17 protein-coding genes are annotated in these 19,306 nt (G+C 35.7%); 7 read left to right on the top strand and 10 right to left on the bottom strand.

All coding sequences use genetic code 11. The features are described from left to right. Window positions 1-209: 209 nt before the first annotated feature. A complete protein-coding gene (locus E0F89_RS01395; protein WP_131908079.1) occupies window positions 210-1,373 on the bottom strand; it encodes an iron-containing alcohol dehydrogenase in 1,164 nt (387 codons plus the stop codon). Between the two features lie 4 nt (window positions 1,374-1,377). Then, window positions 1,378-2,142 (bottom strand): type 1 glutamine amidotransferase domain-containing protein, encoded by a 765-nt coding sequence (locus E0F89_RS01400; RefSeq protein WP_165929959.1) that lies wholly within the window; start codon window positions 2,140-2,142, stop codon window positions 1,378-1,380. A gap of 86 nt (window positions 2,143-2,228) precedes the next feature. On the opposite strand from E0F89_RS01400, the gene E0F89_RS01405 reads away from it, so the two are divergent. After that, window positions 2,229-3,125, top strand: coding sequence for a LysR family transcriptional regulator (locus E0F89_RS01405; RefSeq protein WP_131908080.1), 897 nt, complete (start codon window positions 2,229-2,231; stop codon window positions 3,123-3,125). Between the two features lie 169 nt (window positions 3,126-3,294). On the opposite strand, the gene nadD is transcribed toward E0F89_RS01405, so the two are convergent. The 6 genes from nadD to E0F89_RS01435 all read right to left on the bottom strand — a co-directional run bounded on the left by nadD (window position 3,295) and on the right by E0F89_RS01435 (window position 7,285). After that, window positions 3,295-3,876 carry a nicotinate (nicotinamide) nucleotide adenylyltransferase gene (gene nadD / locus E0F89_RS01410; protein WP_131908081.1) on the bottom strand — a complete coding sequence of 194 codons (582 nt, stop codon included), beginning with the start codon at window positions 3,874-3,876 and terminating at the stop codon, window positions 3,295-3,297. 32 nt (window positions 3,877-3,908) lie between these two features. Then, a complete protein-coding gene (locus E0F89_RS01415; RefSeq protein ID WP_131908082.1) occupies window positions 3,909-4,274 on the bottom strand; it encodes a four helix bundle protein in 366 nt (121 codons plus the stop codon). Between the two features lie 35 nt (window positions 4,275-4,309). Then, on the bottom strand, window positions 4,310-4,885 hold the full coding sequence (gmk, locus tag E0F89_RS01420) for a guanylate kinase (protein ID WP_131908083.1): 576 nt from the start codon (window positions 4,883-4,885) through the stop codon (window positions 4,310-4,312). Between the two features lie 117 nt (window positions 4,886-5,002). Further along, a complete protein-coding gene (locus E0F89_RS01425; RefSeq protein WP_131908084.1) occupies window positions 5,003-5,863 on the bottom strand; it encodes a YicC/YloC family endoribonuclease in 861 nt (286 codons plus the stop codon). 184 nt (window positions 5,864-6,047) lie between these two features. Continuing rightward, window positions 6,048-6,935: a DMT family transporter gene (locus E0F89_RS01430; protein ID WP_131908085.1), complete on the bottom strand. Its 888-nt coding sequence runs from the start codon at window positions 6,933-6,935 to the stop codon at window positions 6,048-6,050. Next, window positions 6,935-7,285, bottom strand: a complete 351-nt coding sequence (locus E0F89_RS01435; protein ID WP_131908086.1) for an arsenate reductase family protein — start codon at window positions 7,283-7,285, stop codon at window positions 6,935-6,937. The genes E0F89_RS01430 and E0F89_RS01435 overlap by 1 nt, the downstream gene beginning before the upstream one ends. A gap of 75 nt (window positions 7,286-7,360) precedes the next feature. On the opposite strand from E0F89_RS01435, the gene E0F89_RS01440 reads away from it, so the two are divergent. Beyond that, a complete protein-coding gene (locus E0F89_RS01440; RefSeq protein ID WP_131908087.1) occupies window positions 7,361-7,819 on the top strand; it encodes a DinB family protein in 459 nt (152 codons plus the stop codon). Between the two features lie 164 nt (window positions 7,820-7,983). Here E0F89_RS01440 and E0F89_RS01445 read toward each other — a convergent pair whose 3' ends face one another. After that, window positions 7,984-8,727 (bottom strand): DUF3298 and DUF4163 domain-containing protein, encoded by a 744-nt coding sequence (locus E0F89_RS01445; RefSeq protein ID WP_165929960.1) that lies wholly within the window; start codon window positions 8,725-8,727, stop codon window positions 7,984-7,986. Between the two features lie 101 nt (window positions 8,728-8,828). On the opposite strand from E0F89_RS01445, the gene E0F89_RS01450 reads away from it, so the two are divergent. Further along, entirely contained in the window at window positions 8,829-9,974 is a 1,146-nt protein-coding gene (locus E0F89_RS01450; RefSeq protein WP_131908088.1) for a cystathionine gamma-synthase, read from the top strand. A gap of 91 nt (window positions 9,975-10,065) precedes the next feature. Here E0F89_RS01450 and E0F89_RS01455 read toward each other — a convergent pair whose 3' ends face one another. After that, the gene (locus E0F89_RS01455) at window positions 10,066-10,872 is read right to left on the bottom strand and encodes a THC0290_0291 family protein (RefSeq protein ID WP_131908089.1); all 807 of its coding nucleotides are present in this window, start codon (window positions 10,870-10,872) and stop codon (window positions 10,066-10,068) included. Window positions 10,873-11,147: 275 nt separating this feature from the next. On the opposite strand from E0F89_RS01455, the gene gdhA reads away from it, so the two are divergent. The 4 genes from gdhA to ileS all read left to right on the top strand — a co-directional run bounded on the left by gdhA (window position 11,148) and on the right by ileS (window position 19,301). Continuing rightward, entirely contained in the window at window positions 11,148-12,491 is a 1,344-nt protein-coding gene (gdhA, locus tag E0F89_RS01460) for an NADP-specific glutamate dehydrogenase (RefSeq protein ID WP_131908090.1), read from the top strand. A 122-nt stretch (window positions 12,492-12,613) separates the two neighbouring features. Then, complete coding sequence (gene porZ / locus E0F89_RS01465) at window positions 12,614-14,902, top strand: type IX secretion system anionic LPS delivery protein PorZ (protein ID WP_131908091.1); 2,289 nt, start codon at window positions 12,614-12,616, stop codon at window positions 14,900-14,902. A 97-nt stretch (window positions 14,903-14,999) separates the two neighbouring features. Further along, window positions 15,000-15,713: a DNA repair protein RecO gene (recO, locus tag E0F89_RS01470; RefSeq protein ID WP_131908092.1), complete on the top strand. Its 714-nt coding sequence runs from the start codon at window positions 15,000-15,002 to the stop codon at window positions 15,711-15,713. 129 nt (window positions 15,714-15,842) lie between these two features. Then, entirely contained in the window at window positions 15,843-19,301 is a 3,459-nt protein-coding gene (gene ileS, locus E0F89_RS01475; protein ID WP_131908093.1) for an isoleucine--tRNA ligase, read from the top strand. Window positions 19,302-19,306 lie beyond the last annotated feature (5 nt).

The following is a 19,306-nucleotide window of genomic DNA, read 5'->3' on the forward strand; positions in this document are numbered from 1 at the left end:
TTATAGCGAACAAAAAATAATTTAATTTTTTTTACTTTATGACACAATATAACTATTACTATTTCGTTATTTTTGATTATTGCGTAAGAATTTAACAAAAATTCATATTGAGTTAGTTAGTTATATTTTAGAATTTTAAAAGGCGTTCCCAAAAAAATGAGAACGCCTTTTTATTTAGACTACTTCAAAACGGTATTTAATTATTTGAATTAATAACTCATTTCGACAATAGTTTTTACTTTTTCTAAAGTGATATTTTGCTTCTCACCTAATCCTAACCAACCTCTTTCTTTAAAACGATCCACTATAAAATCTGCCGTTTTATCAAAGTCTTTAGTGTAATCAGATAATTTAGTGTCCATTCCCATTGTGTGAAAAAACCCAACGGTTTTGATAATGGCCTCGTTTGCGATTTCATCCTCAGTTCCTGTCAAGTTGAAAATACGTTTTCCGTATTGTGCCAATTTTCCTTTTTTGGTTTCAAACATTACTCGGTATAAATTTGGACCCACTACCGCCAACGTTCTGGCGTGGTCGATTCCATATAAAGCAGTCAATTCGTGACCAATCATATGCGTTGCCCAATCCGACGGAACTCCTTTTTGGATCAATCCATTTAAAGCCATCGTGCAACTCCACATAAAGTTTGAAGCCAAAGCATAATCTTTAGGATTTTTTACTACTTCAGGACCTACTTGAATTAAAGTTTGTAGAATTCCTTCAGCAATACGATCTTGAAGATAGCCCTCATGCGGATACGTTAAATATTGTTCCAAAACATGGGTGTATGCATCTACAACTCCGTTTTGCAATTGTCTTTTTGGTAAAGATTGAATTACGGTTGGATCGCAAATTGAAAATTTAGGAAACAATGCGCTTCCACCAAACGCTAACTTTTCTTGCGTAGCTTTGATGGTAACAACGGCGCCTGAATTCATCTCGCTTCCAGTAGCAGGAAGTGTTAAGATTGTTCCGAAAGGAATTACTTTTGATAAATCCTTAATTAGTAGCTTTTTTTGTAAAATGTCAATCGGATTTCCGTCAAAATGAGCTGCTGCCGAAATGAATTTTACCCCATCAATTACAGAACCTCCACCTACGGCAAGGATAAAATCTATTTTTTGTTCTTTGATAATCGCAACTGCTTTCATCAATGTTTCAAAATGCGGATTTGGCTCAATTCCTCCAAATTCCACAATTTCAAAACCTTTTAAATTGCTGATTACTTGCTCATGAATTCCATTTTTGAAAATACTTCCACCGCCATAAGCCAATAGAATTTTGGCTCCTTCTGGTACTAATGTGGAAAGTTTTTCAATTTGTCCTTTTCCAAAAACTAAATTGGTAGGATTATATAATTCGAAATTTAACATGCTTTTATTTTTTTGAATTCAATTGAATTAATAATTTTTCAGCCACTAATTTAGACGAAGCTGGGTTTTGACCTGTAATCAATAAACCATCTTCCACGGCATAGGGCTGCCAATCGCCTACTTTAGAATAGGTTGCTCCATTGGTTTGTAATGCATCTTCCAATAAAAATGGAACTACATTCGTTAATCCCACTGCTTCTTCTTCGGTATTAGAAAATCCGGTTAATTTTTTACCTTTTACTAAAAATTCTCCGTTCACTTTTACGTTTTTCAACGCTGCTGGTGAATGACATACAAAAGCTACCGGTTTTTTACTGTTGTAAAAAGCTTCAATAAGAGCAATTGAGTTTTTGTCTTCGGCTAAATCCCATAACGGTCCGTGACCTCCAGGATAAAAAACTGCATCATAATCAGACTCATTTACATCGCTTAATTTGTGCGTTGTACTTAGTTTAGCTTGTAATTCAACATCTTTGTCAAATCTTTTAGTGTCTTCAGTAGCAGCAGATGGATCAGAACTTTTTGGATCAATTGGTGGCTGTCCTCCTAAGGGCGATGCAATATCAATAATCACTCCTTTATCTGCTAACTCATAATAAGGAGCAGCAAATTCTTCAATCCAAAATCCTGTTTTTTCTCCTGTGTTCCCTAATTCACTATGACTAGTTAGAACAAATAATACTTTTTTCATACCTTTTTTATTTTGTGCAGTTGCTGTAATACAACTTGCGGTTAATGCTATAATGGCAAATAATGCGATTTTCTTCATTTTTGATTTTATTTATACAAATTTAAGGCTAATATGTTATTAGTAAAAATAATTTAAATTATGTTTGTGATAAATATATTTATATCATGGTTAATCTGGAATGGTATCGAACGTTTAAATCTGTTTATAAAAACGGTAAATTTTCATTGGCTGCCAAAGAATTATTCATCAGTCAGCCCGCAGTTAGTCAGCAAATATCCATGTTGGAAGAACATGTAGGTTATAAACTTTTTAATCGAAAGTCTAAAGGCGTCGAACCAACCGAATATGCTAAGTTACTCAATAATTTAATCATCGAGGCGTTAGACCGCTTGGAAAATGTGGAAAATGGTTTTCGTGCCAAAGCGTTCAATTCCAATCGGTTAATTCCAATCGGAATCTCAAAGCATTTGATGCGAAGTTTGGGAAGCGCTTTGGTTTCCAAATTTGATTTTATCGATTTCAGCTTTCATGAAAATGATGCGCTTTTTGAATTGGTAAATTCTAAAAAATTAGATTTTGCGGTTGTAACCAAACAATATGACACGTTTGACACCATTCAGAAAAAGGTCGGCGAAATTAAACAAGTCATAGTTGGTTCAAACACTATTGATGCGACCGAATTAAAATCACATATAAAAGCAAAGGATTTCACGGCAATTGAACATTGGTTAAACGACCAAAAATGGTTCAGTCACAATGCGCAAATTCCGCACATAAAGTTGTTTTGGTTGCATGTCTTTAACAAAAAAAGACCGTCAATGATTCCCAATTACATTATTCCGTCCGAATATGAAATGCTGGAAATAATTTCAAAAAACACCGGAATAGCTGTTGTATGGGATTGTAATGCGAAAAGTTTAATCGAAGAAAATAAAATTCAATTGTTGTGGAACAGCAAGCAAATGCCAAGTACGGAAGTGTTTGTATTATCAGGTAAAAACGATAATTTGAGTGCTGTTTTTGATAATATTCAACTGGAATTAAAGAAGGTTTTGGGGTGATTAATTTTCAGTAAGTTCTTTGCTAAAAGAATGCTATTCTATTTGTCATTTCGACAAAGGAGAAATCTCAGTAGATACTTTCGTTATGTGATTTCTCCTTTGTCGAAATGACAAAACAGATAAATTTTATTAATGAGGTGTAACTAGGTAAAAGTTACTAACTCTTATATTACTTCTTGTAAAAATTATTGTGATCGATGTATTCCCAAACTTTCGCAGGCACTAACGGCTGCACATTTTTCCCTTTCTTGATATTATCCCGAATAAATGTAGACGATATTTCGACAACGGGAGCATCAATTAGGTGGATTTTTGGATGATCTTTAAACAGTATATTCTCTGTTTCAATTGAAATTCTTGGATATACATAAATATCATGGTTTTCGAGAATCACTTCGTAGTTTTTCCATTTGTGCAAAGATTTTAAATTGTCTTCGCCCATGATTAAAGAGAACTGGTAATTTGGATATTTTTCTTCTAAATGAACTAAAGTATTGACGGTATAATTGGGTTGCGACAATTTAAATTCAATATCCGAAGGTTTTATTTTTGGAAAATCCTCGGTGGCAAGATGTACCATTTGCAACCGATGGTAATCATCGAGTAATGTGCTTTTTTTCTTCAAAGGATTGTGTGGCGTAACCACCATCCAGATTTGGTCTAAATCAGAATGCTCCGCCATGTGATTGGCAATAATGAGATGCCCAACATGAATGGGATTAAATGTTCCGAAATAAAGTCCTATTTTCATTGACTTAGTGACTAGTGATTAGTAAAAAGTAATTAATTTTTGAGGGTTTTTGAGAAAGCATTAATCATTTTGGATTCTTCCTCAATTTGACTTAAGATTTCTGTATACAAAGTCTTACTTGTTATAAAACCAAGTTCATTAGCAATTACTAACTGAGTTTCAATTTCGAATAATGAGCCTCTTGAAATATCTAAAAAATGACTGAATGATTTATCCGTATTTCTTCCATAGCCTTCAGCAATATTCGAAGGAATAGATACTGAAGCTCTTTTTAGCTGACTTGATAGAGCATATAATTCTTCTTGAGGAAATGATTTTACTAATTGATAAACTAAACAGACTATTTTAATCCCTTTTTGCCAAATCAATAAATCTTTGTATGATTTTATCTCACCCATTTTTAAGCTAATTACTAGTAACTTTTTACTAATTACTATTTTTTCACAAAATCCTTTACCAATTGATACGCTTCTTCTAACGCAATATCTAAATCGTAGTTTTTTATTATAGTATCAAATTGTGGCGCTGTTGCTAATTCTACAGAAGCTTTAGCGATGCGCATATTGATTTTGTCGTCACTTTCGGTGGAACGTTCTTTCAGTCTTCTTTTTAGTTCATCTACGCTTGGTGGTTTTACGAAAACAGCTAAAGTTTCTTCAGGAAATTTATGCTTGATACGCAATCCACCAGATACATCAATATCAAAAATTACATTTTTTCCTTTGGCCCAAATGCGTTCCACCTCACTTTTTAAAGTTCCGTAAAAATTATCGCGGTACACTTCTTCCCATTCCAGAAAGTCTTCATTTTTGATGTGCTTTTTAAAGTCTTCGGTAGACATGAAATAATAGTCTTTTCCATTTACTTCTTCGCCTCTTGATTCGCGGGAAGCTGCCGAAATAGAAAATTCAAGATTCAAATCTTCTTTGCTTAATAAATGTCTAACGATAGTAGTTTTCCCTGATCCTGATGGTGCCGAAAAAACGATTAATTTTCCTCCTGTGCTCATTTTATGCTGAATTTATTTCAGTATTTGTTTATCTTTTCCTGCAAGGTTTCTAAAACCTTGTAGGTATGTTATAATATTAATTAACCTGCAAGGTTAAATAACTTTGCAGGTTAATAATTACAATACGTTTAATACTTGTTCCTTGATTTTTTCCAATTCGTCTTTCATTTGAACGACTAATTTTTGCATTTGTGCGTGATTGGATTTAGAACCCATCGTGTTGATTTCACGTCCCATCTCCTGGGTGATGAAACCTAATTTTCTACCGTTAGCTTCGGTTCCGTTGATGGTTTCCAAGAAATAATCCAGGTGATTCGTCAAACGTACTTTTTCTTCGGTGATGTCTAATTTTTCTAAATAATAAATCAATTCCTGCTCGAAACGATTTTCATCTACATTCACTTTCAATTCTGAGATCGCAGTTTGCAAACGGTCTTTTATCGCCTGAACTCGTTCTGGATCAAGTGCCAAAGCTTCGGTCATGTATTGACGAATGTTGCCAATTCGCAATTGAAATTCTTTTTCAAGAGACATTCCTTCATCTTTTCTAAAGTTCAAGATGTTTTGCAACGCTTCTTCGATAACGGTTTGTATTTGTACCCAGTCATTTTCATCGATTTCTTCCCGTTCTATTTTTAATGCGTCTGGCATTCTAATTGCCATTTTCATTAATTCGGTTTCGTATCCTTCGTTACAAATTTCTTTGAGTTGATTCATATACGCTTTCACAATCGGCACGTTCACTTTCGTAGAAGTTTGTTCCGCGGTACTTTCGATAAAAATAGAAAAATCCACTTTTCCTCTTTCCAATTTAAGTGCAATTTGGTTGCGTAAACCCAATTCCATTTCGCGGTACAGCGAAGGCATTCTCACATTCAAATCCAAACCTTTACTGTTTAAAGATTTTACTTCTACTGTGATTTTTTTGGTTGGTAATTGCAAAGTCGCTTTACCAAAACCCGTCATTGATTGTATCATATAGTTGTATAAAAGAGGTCAAAGATAATAAAAAAGTGGTCAGTGGTCAGTTTTTAGTATGCAGTGATTCGGTATAAGTAAATGTTTAGGAATCAGATTTTATTTTTTGAGTTGATATAAATACCCTCATGAACATTTTAAAAGACAATAACCTGTGATTTGCGCACTGAACACTACTAGCTGATTACTGAACACTCTTCTTCTGTGTCACCAAATAAACGCCCACAAATATCAAAACTGCCGAACCAATTTTAACCAAACTCAATTCGTCTTTGCCCAAGCTTATCGCAAAAATAGTGGCGAATAGCGGTTGTAAATAAATAAAAACAGCAACCGTAGTTGGTTTCAATTCTTTCATCGAAAGCAAATTTAGCAAATAGGTCAGGAAAGTCGAAAAAATAACTACAAATCCTATTTTCCAGCAAATATCCGTTGGGACTAAAGCCCAGTTCACAGTTTGAAATTGGCTCCAGCCAAAAGGCAAAACCATAATAAAACCGAATAAATAAATCCATTTTACAAACGTAAACGCATTGTATTTATCCATTAATTTCTTGACGATAATCAGGTAAAATCCGTAAGAAATGGCGTTGACCAAAACCAGAAAATTTCCCAATCCCGCATTTGTGGCGCTGCCAATGGATTTTCCGTACAAAATGAGAAAAGCAGTTCCTATCAGACCAAGGATAATTCCAAAAACCATTCTTTTTTGCATGCGCTCCTTCATGAGAATGGCTGAAAGTGTCAAAACAATCATTGGTGTGGAAACCATGATTACCGCCGCGCTAATGGGGGAAGTAAGGCTTAATCCTTTGAAAAACGTAAGCATATTAAGGGCCACGCCAAAGAAAGCCGCTGCAATAATTCGGGGAAAATCAGTGAGAGTAATTTTCTCCTTTGGCATAAAAAGCCAAACCAGCCAAAACAAAACCACGGAGCCGCCTACGCGCAACAAGATGAAACCAAAGGCGTCAATGTACAAAGGCATGACATCTTTGGCAATGGTAAAAGTGACGCCGTAAATTATGGAAACAATTGTGGCGCCAATAAGTGCGAGATTTCTTTTGGACATTATGCCAACGCTTTCATTACCTGCAACATGTTTTGTTGGGTATTGCCAATATAAATTTTGTCTTTGATGATAAAAACGGGACGACTTAAAAACGTGTAATGTTCCAAAATGTATTTTTTATAATCCTCTTCGGTCAAGGATTTATTCTTCAAATCCATCGATTTATAAAGTACTGCTTTTTTGCTGAAAAGCGCTTCGTAACTTCCGGCTAGTTCGCGCATTTTTTCTAATTCGGCAACAGTAATTGGATCTTGTTTAATGTCGTGAAATTTAAAATCATGTTCTTTCGGTAATGATTTTATGATTTTTCTGCAGGTGTCGCAAGAAGCGAGATAGTATATTATGTCCATGTAAATAGCGATTTCTTTGTGCAAAGAAAATTCATTTGACACGGAAAATGATTATTTTTATCAAAAAAATAAAAAATGAATCAATTATTCGACGTCAGCGCTACAAGCAGAAATATGGTTTCAAAATTCCTGTCGGGATACACTCTTGACCAACTCAACACGATTCCGGAAGGATTCAGCAATAATTTGATTTGGAACATCGGCCATATCATTGTGTCGCAACAACTTTTAGTGTACAAGCTTTCGGGTTTGCCGATGATGATTTCAGATGAATTAGTCGAGAAATACAAAAAGGGAACCAAGCCCGAACACATCGTAACTCAAGCCGAAGTGGATAAAATCAAATCATTATTATTTGAAACCATCCAACACACCAAAGTGGATTATGACAATAAAATTTTCAAAAATTACACGGAATATACCACCTCAACAGGTGATCATGTTTTAAGAAATGCCGAGGATGCCATGGCTTTCAGTAATTTTCATGAAGGGCTTCACATTGGGAATATGATGAGTATTAGGAAGTTTATTTAGGGTTTACACTTATGAATATTGGGAGCTTAATCCCGCTATTCGCTTATATCTTTTCCTTTTTAAAGAAAAAAGGAAAAGGATATCCGCTTCTATCGGGGCTAGGGGATTGTTAATAAAATAAAAAATGGTCTTTAAAAAATGAAGTATTTTTTAAAGACCATTTTTTATTTAACAGCCAAATAATCATTCACTTCAGAGTACGGCAATAATATTTCTTTTGGTCCGTCAGCATATGATGATACTTCATACGAATTGTAATAAAGCAGTAATCCTTTATCGGTATAAAAGATATTTTGGGGCAACTGGAATTTTTCTTTCTCAAACATCAAACCGGTTGCATTGATTGATTTGTTAGCCGGGATTTTATATTTAGATCTAAATTTTTTTTCGGCGAAAGCTTTGAAACCCTCTTTGTCATGAAACAGTTCCGCATTCGAGATTGATTTTCCAGTATTTGGATCAAAAAGCAGGGAGCGCAATCCTTGGTATCCGTGAGCACCGCCAGTATAGGTATAATGTTTGATTTCAATATTCAATACCGCATCTGATTGATATTTTACGTTTCCTTCAATCTCAGCTTCCCAGCCAAATTTGTCATTGGGAAATTCTTTCTGAAGTTTTTCATAAGAATCAATAAATGAAGTTACTAAACCATTGTAATCGATTGCCGGATATGGCTTTTCGCCAAAATACACAATCTCTTTCATTACTGAAAACACTTTTTTATTGATGCTGTCCGCAACAATCGGGACGGCATTGGCAACGGGTATTTTTACACTAATTGACGGACAATTTTCTTTGCAGGGCATCGTTGTTTTTTTCTGAAAAGATTCCTCTTCAAAAATCAATTCGTTAGAACATTGCGCAGCGGAAAAAAGGAGTAAAGTATAAATAATAAAGTGTTTCATCTCAAAATTGTTAATTATATACAAAGGTATCATCTTGTGGCTTGGTTAAAATAAATTAAAAGGTAAATTTGTGAAACAATTTTGCATTAAAAATTCAACTTATGAAATTCAATACTAAAGTTATTCACGGTGGACAGCACCACGACCCAAGCACAGGAGCGGTTATGCCGCCGGTATATCAAACATCAACCTTTGTACAAACCAGTCCGGGACAACCTTTAAATCCGGATTATGAGTACAGTAGAGCTGCAAATCCTACTAGAAGCGCACTTGAAAATGCCTTGGCAAGTATTGAAAACGGAACCCGCGGATTGGCATTTTCGTCAGGATTGGCAGCGACGGATTGTGTTTTGCGTTCTTTTAAAGCTGGTGATGAAATCATTGCCATGGACGATTTGTATGGCGGAACCTATAGAATGTTTACCCGAATTTATAAAGATTCCGGTATAAAATTCCATTTTGTGGATATGAATGATATTGAGAAATTCAAGTCATTAATCAATGAAAACACGAAATTGGTTTGGGTAGAAACGCCAACGAATCCTTTGATGAAACTAGCCGATATTCAGGAAATTGCCAAAATCACAAAAGCGAAGAAAATCCTTTTTGCGGTTGACAATACTTTTGCAACGCCTTATTTGCAAAAACCATTGGATTTAGGCGCAGATATCGTGATGCATTCGGCGACTAAATATTTAGGAGGACATTCTGATGTTATTGCCGGAGCTTTAATTGTAAAAGACGAAGCGCTTGGAGAACAATTGCATTTTCAACAATTTGCGACAGGAGCAACCTTGGGACCAATGGATAGTTTTTTGGTATTAAGAGGAATTAAAACCTTGCATTTGCGCGTGGAAAGACATTGTGAAAATGGAGGAAAAGTGGTGGAGTTTTTAAACAATCATCCAAAAGTGAAAACAGTTTATTATCCCGGATTACCCAGCCATCCGTATCATGAAATTGCCAAAAAACAAATGAGTGGTTTTGGTGGAATGGTGTCTTTTACTTTTGTGTCGGGCAAAAAAGAAGATGCAATTGACTTTCTGGAGAAAGTAAAAGTTTTCACACTGGCTGAATCTTTAGGCGGAGTAGAGTCATTAGCAAATCATCCGGCTTTGATGACGCACGCATCCATTCCGGAAGAAAAACGTAAGGAAATTGGAATTACGGATGATTTGGTCCGATTAAGCGTAGGTATTGAAGATGCTGAAGATTTGATCGAAGATTTGAAACAAGCATTAGCGTAACGGAATATCTTTAAAAGAAAAACTCCAATTCTAATCCCGAAGTGTCGGTATTAGGATTGGAGTTTTTCTTTTTATATCTATTGTTTAGCTGTTATTGTAAATAATAAATATAACCCACATTAAACCAAACTAACCAGTCGTTTGCTTTATTCTCTTTATAAATTTCGGGATTCGGATTTAGACCATCAACCCAGTTCGAAAAGAAATATTGAAATCTTAAGTCGACCATTAAATCCGATAAAGGCGCTAATTTATAACGGGTTCCTACACTGGAAACAACGGACCAAACGGATTCGCTCTCGGTAGAAAAACCATAAGGACGCCCTTCTGACGGGCTTAAATATTTGGGAAATGTAGTTAAAGGAGTTCCTAAGGGACCTAATGTTGAAGACGATTCGGTATTGTAATAACTAAATTGGCCTCCCAAACTTATAAACGGGCCCAAACTACCGCTAGTTGCTGAAAAACGGCGAATACTAAAAGGGAAATATTCAAGTTGCATACCAACGTTAGTAATTGCAGAGCTTCCCGTCATTGCTCGCAGTTGATTTGCGCCAAGTGAAGTTCTGTCAGGAGCTACATATTTTCCTAAATGTTCTAAGTTGGTTTTGTTGTACGATAGTTCGGTTCTTATTTTAAAATGGTCATTAAAGTAAGTATCACGCGTATAGCAGTTACATTCTGCTTTGTAAGAAAAATTTAAATAATGAATAATCCCTATTCCTAAACCTGTATTTCCCGCGTTAGTAGACAAATCACTGCGCTGCCCATAGTCTGATTGAAAAGCAACAGGTCCTGCAATAACTCCTATTTCATGCGAAAATCCGCCGAATTGTGCACCTGAATTATTTGAAAATCCAAGTGAAATAAGTAGAAAGAGGACTATTTGTTTGATCATTACATTTAAATTTCAAATACGGACAAATATATAAAAACATCATACATTTATGGATATAAAATCAAAATTAAAAATAAGCATACATATTCATATTTACTTACGAAAGTCTTAATGATTTCCTTTATAACGGAATAAATTAAACACAATTGTCTAGAAATGCTTAATAAAAAGATAATTCTATTTATAAATCAAAAAAACAGAGTCCGAATATTTTTATAAAATGTATATTTGTAAATTATAACGAAATCGTTTTCTTAATTAATTATTGATAATCTATGTTACTAAAAATAAATGATTTTATGGCTCAAGTCGAAGCCAAAAATCCAAATGAACCTGAATTTATTCAAGCTGTTAGGGAATTTGCAGAAACTGTAATTCCATTTATTGCAGAGCAAAAAAAGTACGATGGAAAAAATTTGCTTCTCAGAATGGCTGAGCCGGAGCGCTCCATTATATTTCGTGTTCCCTGGGTAGACGATAAAGGAGAAATTCAAGTAAATAGAGGATTTAGAATTCAGATGAATTCTGCCATTGGACCTTACAAAGGAGGAATTCGTTTTCACCATACGGTAAATTTATCAGTACTTAAATTTTTAGCTTTTGAACAAGTATTCAAAAATAGTTTAACCACCTTGCCAATGGGCGGAGGAAAAGGAGGATCTGATTTTGATCCGCAAGGAAAATCTGAATCTGAAGTAATGCGTTTTTGTCAGTCTTTCATGACTGAATTGTGCAGACACATCGGGCCGCAATTAGACGTTCCAGCAGGAGATATTGGTGTAGGAGCCAGAGAAATTGGATTTTTATTTGGTCAATACAAAAGAATAAAAAATGAGTTTACCGGAGTGTTAACTGGTAAAGGATTAGCGTATGGAGGTTCTTTAATTCGACCAGAAGCAACGGGTTACGGGGTTGTTTACTTTACCGAACAGATGTTGAGAACTATTGGTCATGAAATAAGAGGTAAAACTGTCGCTATTTCGGGATTTGGAAATGTGGCTTGGGGAGTTGCTTTGAAAGTAAATGATCTTGGCGGAAAAGTAGTTACTATTTCAGGACCTGATGGCTACATATATGACGAAGAAGGAATTTCCGGTGATAAAATTGACTTTATGCTTGAATTAAGAGCGAGAGGAGATAATAGATCTGAGGCATACCTTGAAAAGTATCCGAGAGCAGTTTTTCACAAAGGGAGAAGTGTGTGGGAAGTAAAGGTTGATGTTGCTATTCCTTGTGCAACTCAAAATGAGTTAAATGAAGAAGATGCCAGAAACTTAATCGCTAACGGTGTAATTTGTGTTACTGAAGCGGCGAATATGCCATGTACTTTGGAAGCAATCAAATTGTTCTTGAAAGCTAAAGTGCTTTTTGCTCCAGGTAAAGCAGCAAATGCAGGAGGTGTGGCAGCTTCAGGATTAGAAATGACACAAAATTCTATTCGATTAAACTGGACAAGCGAAGAGGTTGATTCTAGGTTGAAAGAAATTATGGTAGGAATCCATAATCAATGTAAGAAATATGGAACTGATGAAGAAGGCTATGTGAACTATGTAAAAGGAGCAAATATTGCCGGATTTGTAAAAGTAGCTGATGCTATGGTGGCTCAAGGAGTGGTGTAAATAAGAATAAATATAGTTTAAAAGCCTTCTGCCGATCTTTCGGACGGAAGGCTTTTTTTTGTGTAACAAAATTCTAATACTTCCGTTTGTTCTATATTTGTAAATCAATAGTGATACAAATAATGAAAAAGAATTTTTTATATTTTTTAGTTGCGCTTTTTACGCAAATGGGTTTTGCCCAAAGTGATTTGTCATGGCGCGGTTATTTTTCTTATAATGAAATTAAAGATGTATCAGAATCTACTACTGCGATTTATGCAGCTTCTGAAAATGCATTGTTTTCTCAAAACAGAACAACGGGCCTCATAAAAACTATAAATACTATTGACGGACTTTCCGGGCAAACTATTTCATCGCTGTATCACAGTGCAACATTCAATAAAACAATTGTAGGCTATGAAAACGGATTGATTATAGCAATCAATGAAACCGATGGAAGTATGCTTAATGTGGTCGATATTATCAGTAAACAACTTCCGTCGAATATCAAGAAAATAAATCACTTCATGGAATTTGAAGGCATTGTTTATGTATCGTGCGATTTTGGGATTGTCCAATTCAATTTAGCCACTATGCAATTTGGGGACACTTATTTTATAGGAGACAATGGAGCAGAAATAATAGTGAATCAAACCGCACTGTTTAATGGGTATATTTATGCTGCGACTAATAGTGGCATAAAAAGAGCCGGCGTTTCCAATAAAAATTTAATAGATTATCGCCAGTGGGAAACAATTGCCCAAGGAAATTGGTCTAGCATTGAAACTTTTGAAACAGATTTGTTTGCCATTAATGGATCAGGAACTATTCATAAATATAATTCCGTTTCGAATTCATTTACAGGTCTGATTACCCTTGCGCAACCAGCAGTAGACATGAGAGCAAAAGCCAATTATTTAATAGTTTCTACTTTAAACACGATTTATATCTATAACAGACAAATGGCATTAGTTCGCCAAATAAATGCAAGTCAAATCCCCGATATTACTGCTTCTTTTACATGTGCAACAATAATAGAGGAAACTGTTTTTATTGGAACAAAAGAACATGGACTATTAACGTCTTCGCTTTCTTCGGCAGTAGCTTTTGAAAATTTAACACCAATTGGCCCTTCAAGAAATAATATATTTTCGCTTCAAGCGACACCAAATTCGCTTTGGACCGTTTATGGCGATTACACGTCTGATTATAATCCGTATGCTTTAGACAGTTATGGCGTGAGTAAATTGACCGAAAGCGGATGGTTAAATATTCCGTATGAGAAAGTTTTAGGAGCAAAATCAATGACCCGAATCACGGTAAACCCCAGTAATGAAAAGGAAGTGTATGCTAGTTCTTTTTTTTCAGGATTACTGAAAATTGAAAATGACGAACCTAAAATTTTGTACAATCAAACCAATAGCAGTTTAGAGTCGCTGAACTTTGTAGGTCCTGATTATATCGATATCAGGATTAATGGAGCCGCATTTGACAAATCCGGAAATCTTTGGATTACCAATAGCCGAATAAAAAACGGACTGAAAGTGCTGAGATCTAACGGGCAATGGCAAAGTTATGCTATGGATAATATTTTGAAGTCACCAAATGATAACAATTTCGGAACAATTGCCATCGATAAAAACGGGACGAAATGGCTTTCCACGAGCGGAGATGGCGTTGTTGGGTTTAATGAGATTGCCAATAAATTCAAAAAAATAACAATAGGTCCTGATACGGGGAATCTGCCGGTTTCTGATGTACGTACCGTGGCGTTAGACACCAGAAACCAACTTTGGATAGGAACTACAAAAGGATTGCGCGTTTTGTCAAACGTAGGGAATTTTCAAACTGACGACCAAATGAAAGCTAATCCTATAATTATTGTAGAAGATAACTTGCCACAGGAATTATTGTACGAACAATTCATCACAGATATTGCTGTGGATGGTGCTAATAACAAATGGATTGGCACCGCTGATTCGGGTTTGTTTTTGATTTCGCCAAACGGTCAGGAAACCAAATATCATTTTACAATCAATAATTCTCCGTTACCCAGCAATGTTATAAATGATATTGATATCAATAGCGCTACGGGCGAAGTTTTTATTGCTACGGCCAAAGGATTGGTTTCTTTTAAAGGAGTTTCGACTGCTGCCAATGATGATTTAAGCAGCGCTTATGTGTATCCAAATCCCGTGCGTCCTGAATATCAGGGAACCGTTAAAATTGCAGGTTTACTGGATAGAGCCAATATTAAAATCACCGATATTGAAGGAAATCTGGTCTACGAAACCACTGCAGCGGGCGGAACAATAGAATGGGATACCACTGCTTTTGGAAAATATAAAGTCGCTTCCGGTGTGTACATGATTTTTATTTCGGCACAAGACGGAGTAGAAACTAAAGTTAAAAAAGTGATGATAATTAGATAGTGTTCAGTGTTCAGTGATCAGTCCCGAAGCTTAAGGATAGTGGTCAGTTCTCTAAAATCTAATAATCTAAGAAGTCTAATAATCTAAAAATCTAAACTTGTTAGTAAAAACCAAAGCCATCGTCCTTTCATCTTTGAAATTCCAAGAAAAAAGCTTGATTGTCAAATGCTTCACGTTGTCTCATGGCTTGAAATCGTACTTCGTTCGGGATGCTTTTTCGAGCCGAAAAGCGAATCAGAAAATCGCTTATTTTCAGCCTTTGACGATACTCGAAATTGAAGCGGTTCATAAAAATAAAGGGACTTTGGAAAATTTCAAAGAGATAAAAATCGCAACTCCTTTTCATTCGATTCATTCAGATATTTACAAGAGTACGATTGTGATGTTTATTTCAGAAATGCTGCACCATTCCATCCATGAAGAAGAAACGAATGAGCATCTTTTTACTTTTTTGGAAACGGCTTTGCATTGGTTGGACAATAACGATGAAATTGCTAATTTTCACTTGATTTTATTATTGGAAACTACAAAATATTTAGGCTTTTATCCTGATACTTCGGACATGGATATGCCTTTTTTCGAAATGAACGAAGGAATTTTCACGCCTTTTAATGCCATCAGTTCACTTACGGAACATGAGAGTAATTTGTTCAAAAAACTGATCGATTTGAGATTTGATACCGATCAAAAAACATTTCATGTCATTGAAAGACAAATTGTTTTGAGAATTCTAATTGATTACTACAGTTTTCACTTGGACGGCTTTAAAAAACCAAAATCGCTGGACGTTTTGAAAGAAGTTTTTTCGTAGAAAGTTCTGTGGTCGGTTTTATATAGTGTTTTATCGAATTCTCTAATCAAATTTGTCTATTTTCTCTCATCTTTTCTTTCTTTTATTCAAAATTCCTTACTTTCGCACCTCGATTTAGAAAAGGATAAAATGAGCACAAAATTTACTGAATACAAAGGACTTGACTTACCAACTGTGGCGTCAGAAGTTCTGGATTTTTGGAAGAAAGAAAATATATTCGAGAAAAGCGTAACCACTCGTGAAGGAAACCCACCATTCGTATTTTTTGAAGGGCCACCTTCGGCAAATGGACTGCCGGGGATTCACCACGTAATGGCGCGTGCCATTAAAGATATTTTTTGCAGATATAAAACTCAAAAAGGGTTCCAAGTAAAGCGTAAAGCGGGCTGGGATACCCACGGTTTACCGGTGGAATTAGGTACCGAAAAAGAATTAGGAATCACCAAAGAAGATATTGGAAAAACCATTTCCATCGAAGAATATAACGAAGCGTGTAAAAAAACAGTGATGCGTTATACGGATGTTTGGAATGATTTGACCGAAAAAATGGGGTATTGGGTCGATATGGAAGATCCGTATGTGACCTACAAATCCAAATATATGGAAACGGTTTGGTGGATTTTGAAACAAATCTACAACAAGGATTTGATGTACAAAGGCTACACCATTCAACCGTATTCTCCTAAAGCAGGAACAGGATTATCGTCGCATGAAGTGAACCAACCGGGAAGTTACCGTGATGTAACGGACACTACAGTTGTGGCGCAATTTAAAGTGATTGACGCGCACAAAGAGTTGTTGTTCTCAAAGTTTTACGATTACATCAGTTCAAACAATTTACTGCATTATAAGTTAGAAGCGTTGGATTTAGACGAAATCTTTATCCTTGCTTGGACCACAACGCCTTGGACATTGCCAAGTAATACGGCTTTGACTGTAGGTCCAAAAATTGAATATGCTTTAGTAAAAACATTCAATCAATATACGTTTCGTCCGGCAACATTGATTTTGGCTAAGAATTTAGTTGGAAAACAATTCGGAAAAGGGTTCTTCGAAAGTAAAGAGCCTGCTGATTTTGAAAATTTCAAAGAAGGCGATAAGAAAATTCCATATCAGGTTTTAGCGGAATGCAAAGGAGCTGATTTAGTTGACATTCGTTACGAACAATTAATTCCTTTAGTTCTTCCGTATCAAAATGCTGAAAATGCTTTCAGAGTAATTTCAGGGGATTTTGTAACTACTGAAGACGGAACAGGAATTGTGCATACATCGCCTACTTTTGGTGCTGATGATGCAAAAGTAGCCAAAGAAGCTACGCCTGAAGTTCCGCCGATGTTGGTTCTTGACGAAAATGGAACTCCGGTTCCGTTAGTAGATTTACAAGGAAAATTCACCTCGCATGTGGGAGAATATGCCGGTAAATATGTAAAAAACGAATATTATAACGAAGGCGAAGCGCCGGAACGTTCGGTAGATGTTGAAATCGCCATCCGATTAAAAGAAGAAAATAGAGCGTTTAAAGTAGAGAAATACGTCCACAGTTACCCACATTGCTGGAGAACAGACAAGCCTATTTTATATTATCCATTGGATTCTTGGTTTATAAAAATTTCTGAAGTTAAAGACAGAATGTTTGACTTGAACGAAACCATCAACTGGAAGCCAAAAGCGACTGGAGAAGGACGTTTTGGAAATTGGTTGAAAAATGCCAACGACTGGAATTTATCGCGTTCAAGATTCTGGGGAATTCCATTGCCAATCTGGAGAACCGAAGACAAACAAGAAGAAATCTTAATTGGTTCTGTTGAAGAATTATACAACGAAATTGAAAAATCTATCGCTGCAGGTTTCCAAAAAGAAAATCCTTTTAAAGGTTTTGAAATTGGAAATATGGCGGAATCCAATTATGATTTGGTTGATTTGCATAAAAATGTAGTCGATGAAATCACCTTGGTTTCTGCTTCGGGCAAACCAATGACGCGTGAAGCGGACTTGATTGACGTTTGGTTTGATTCGGGTTCCATGCCGTATGCACAATGGCATTATCCTTTTGAAAACAAAGAAAAAATAGACGAAAATAAAGATTTCCCTGCTGACTTTATCGCGGAAGGAGTGGATCAAACGCGTGGTTGGTTTTACACCTTGCACGCCATTGGAACATTAGTTTTCGATAAAGTAGCGTACAAAAATGTAGTTTCTAATGGATTAGTTTTAGACAAAAACGGACAAAAAATGTCCAAACGTTTAGGGAATGCCGCAGATCCTTTTGAAACATTAAAAGAATATGGTCCGGATGCAACACGTTGGTATATGATATCGAATGCGAATCCATGGGACAACTTGAAATTTGACTTAGAAGGAATTGCTGAGGTGCGAAGAAAATTCTTTGGAACTTTATACAATACGTATTCGTTCTTTAGTTTATATGCGAATATTGATGGTTTTAAATTTGAAGAAGCGGAGATTCCGGTAAACGAAAGACTGGAAATTGACCAATGGATCATGTCGGAATTGAACACTTTAATTAAAGAAGTAGATAGTTTTTATGCCGATTACGAACCAACGAAAGCAGCTCGTGCAATCTCTGAATTTGTACAGGAAAACTTGAGTAACTGGTACGTTCGTTTGTGCAGAAGACGCTTCTGGAAAGGGGAATATGCGCAGGACAAAATCGCTGCTTATCAAACTTTATATACCTGTTTGTTAACCATAAGTAAACTAGGTGCGCCAATCGCTCCGTTCTTTATGGATAAACTTTACAGAGACTTAACATCAACAACACAGTCAGAAAAGTATGACAGTGTACATTTGGCGGAGTTTCCAATTTCGGTTGACAACTATGTTAATAAAATGTTAGAGAGCAAAATGGAGAAAGCACAGACCATTTCATCGTTGGTTTTATCCCTCCGAAAGAAGGAAATGATAAAGGTACGCCAACCGTTGCAAAAGGTAATGATTCCAGTACTTGACGACAATCAAAGAGCTGAAATTGAGGCTGTTTCTGACCTCATAAAGGCAGAGGTAAACGTGAAAGAAATAGTACTTTTAGACGATGCTTCCGGTGTTTTGGTGAAACAAATTAAGCCTAATTTTAAGGCGCTCGGACCCCGTTTTGGAAAGGATATGGGATTGATTTCTAAGGAAATACAAGGCTTTTCGAAAGAGCAGATCAGTCAAATGGACAAGGAAGGAAGTCTGAATATTGTTATTGCAGGAAAAAACGTAACTTTAACATTAGAAGATGTAGAAATAACATCGCAGGATATCGAAGGTTGGTTAGTAGCCAATTCAAACGGAGTAACGGTTGCGCTGGATATTACAATTTCACCAGCATTAAAACAAGAAGGAATTGCCAGAGAATTAGTGAACAGAATTCAGAATATCCGTAAAGATTCGGGATTTGAAGTTACTGATAAAATAAAAGTTCAATTAAAAAGAAATGGAATTTTAGAGGAGGCAATTCTTAAAAACGTGGACTATATTAAATCGGAAACGTTAACCAGCGATTTGATTTTTGTAGATGATATGGAAAACGGGACAGAAATTGAATTTGACGAAATAAAAACAATGCTATTAATTTCAAAATAATATAA

It is taken from the genome of Flavobacterium caseinilyticum (assembly GCF_004349085.1).
Classification (GTDB): Bacteria; Bacteroidota; Bacteroidia; order Flavobacteriales; family Flavobacteriaceae; genus Flavobacterium; species Flavobacterium caseinilyticum.

Excerpts from the sequence above, each read along its gene's own strand:
- E0F89_RS01400 (WP_165929959.1), bottom strand. The coding sequence starts at position 2,142 with ATGAAGAAAATCGCATTATTTGCCATTATAGCATTAACCGCAAGTTGT.
- E0F89_RS01405 (WP_131908080.1), top strand. The coding sequence starts at position 2,229 with ATGGTTAATCTGGAATGGTATCGAACGTTTAAATCTGTTTATAAAAAC.
- E0F89_RS01450 (WP_131908088.1), top strand. The coding sequence starts at position 8,829 with ATGAAATTCAATACTAAAGTTATTCACGGTGGACAGCACCACGACCCA.
- E0F89_RS01440 (WP_131908087.1), top strand. The coding sequence starts at position 7,361 with ATGAATCAATTATTCGACGTCAGCGCTACAAGCAGAAATATGGTTTCA.
- gdhA (WP_131908090.1), top strand. The coding sequence starts at position 11,148 with ATGTTACTAAAAATAAATGATTTTATGGCTCAAGTCGAAGCCAAAAAT.
- E0F89_RS01455 (WP_131908089.1), bottom strand. The coding sequence starts at position 10,872 with ATGATCAAACAAATAGTCCTCTTTCTACTTATTTCACTTGGATTTTCA.
- nadD (WP_131908081.1), bottom strand. The coding sequence starts at position 3,876 with ATGAAAATAGGACTTTATTTCGGAACATTTAATCCCATTCATGTTGGG.
- porZ (WP_131908091.1), top strand. The coding sequence starts at position 12,614 with ATGAAAAAGAATTTTTTATATTTTTTAGTTGCGCTTTTTACGCAAATG.
- E0F89_RS01445 (WP_165929960.1), bottom strand. The coding sequence starts at position 8,727 with ATGAAACACTTTATTATTTATACTTTACTCCTTTTTTCCGCTGCGCAA.
- E0F89_RS01395 (WP_131908079.1), bottom strand. The coding sequence starts at position 1,373 with ATGTTAAATTTCGAATTATATAATCCTACCAATTTAGTTTTTGGAAAA.
- E0F89_RS01430 (WP_131908085.1), bottom strand. The coding sequence starts at position 6,935 with ATGTCCAAAAGAAATCTCGCACTTATTGGCGCCACAATTGTTTCCATA.
- E0F89_RS01415 (WP_131908082.1), bottom strand. The coding sequence starts at position 4,274 with ATGGGTGAGATAAAATCATACAAAGATTTATTGATTTGGCAAAAAGGG.
- E0F89_RS01435 (WP_131908086.1), bottom strand. The coding sequence starts at position 7,285 with ATGGACATAATATACTATCTCGCTTCTTGCGACACCTGCAGAAAAATC.
- ileS (WP_131908093.1), top strand. The coding sequence starts at position 15,843 with ATGAGCACAAAATTTACTGAATACAAAGGACTTGACTTACCAACTGTG.
- gmk (WP_131908083.1), bottom strand. The coding sequence starts at position 4,885 with ATGAGCACAGGAGGAAAATTAATCGTTTTTTCGGCACCATCAGGATCA.
- E0F89_RS01425 (WP_131908084.1), bottom strand. The coding sequence starts at position 5,863 with ATGATACAATCAATGACGGGTTTTGGTAAAGCGACTTTGCAATTACCA.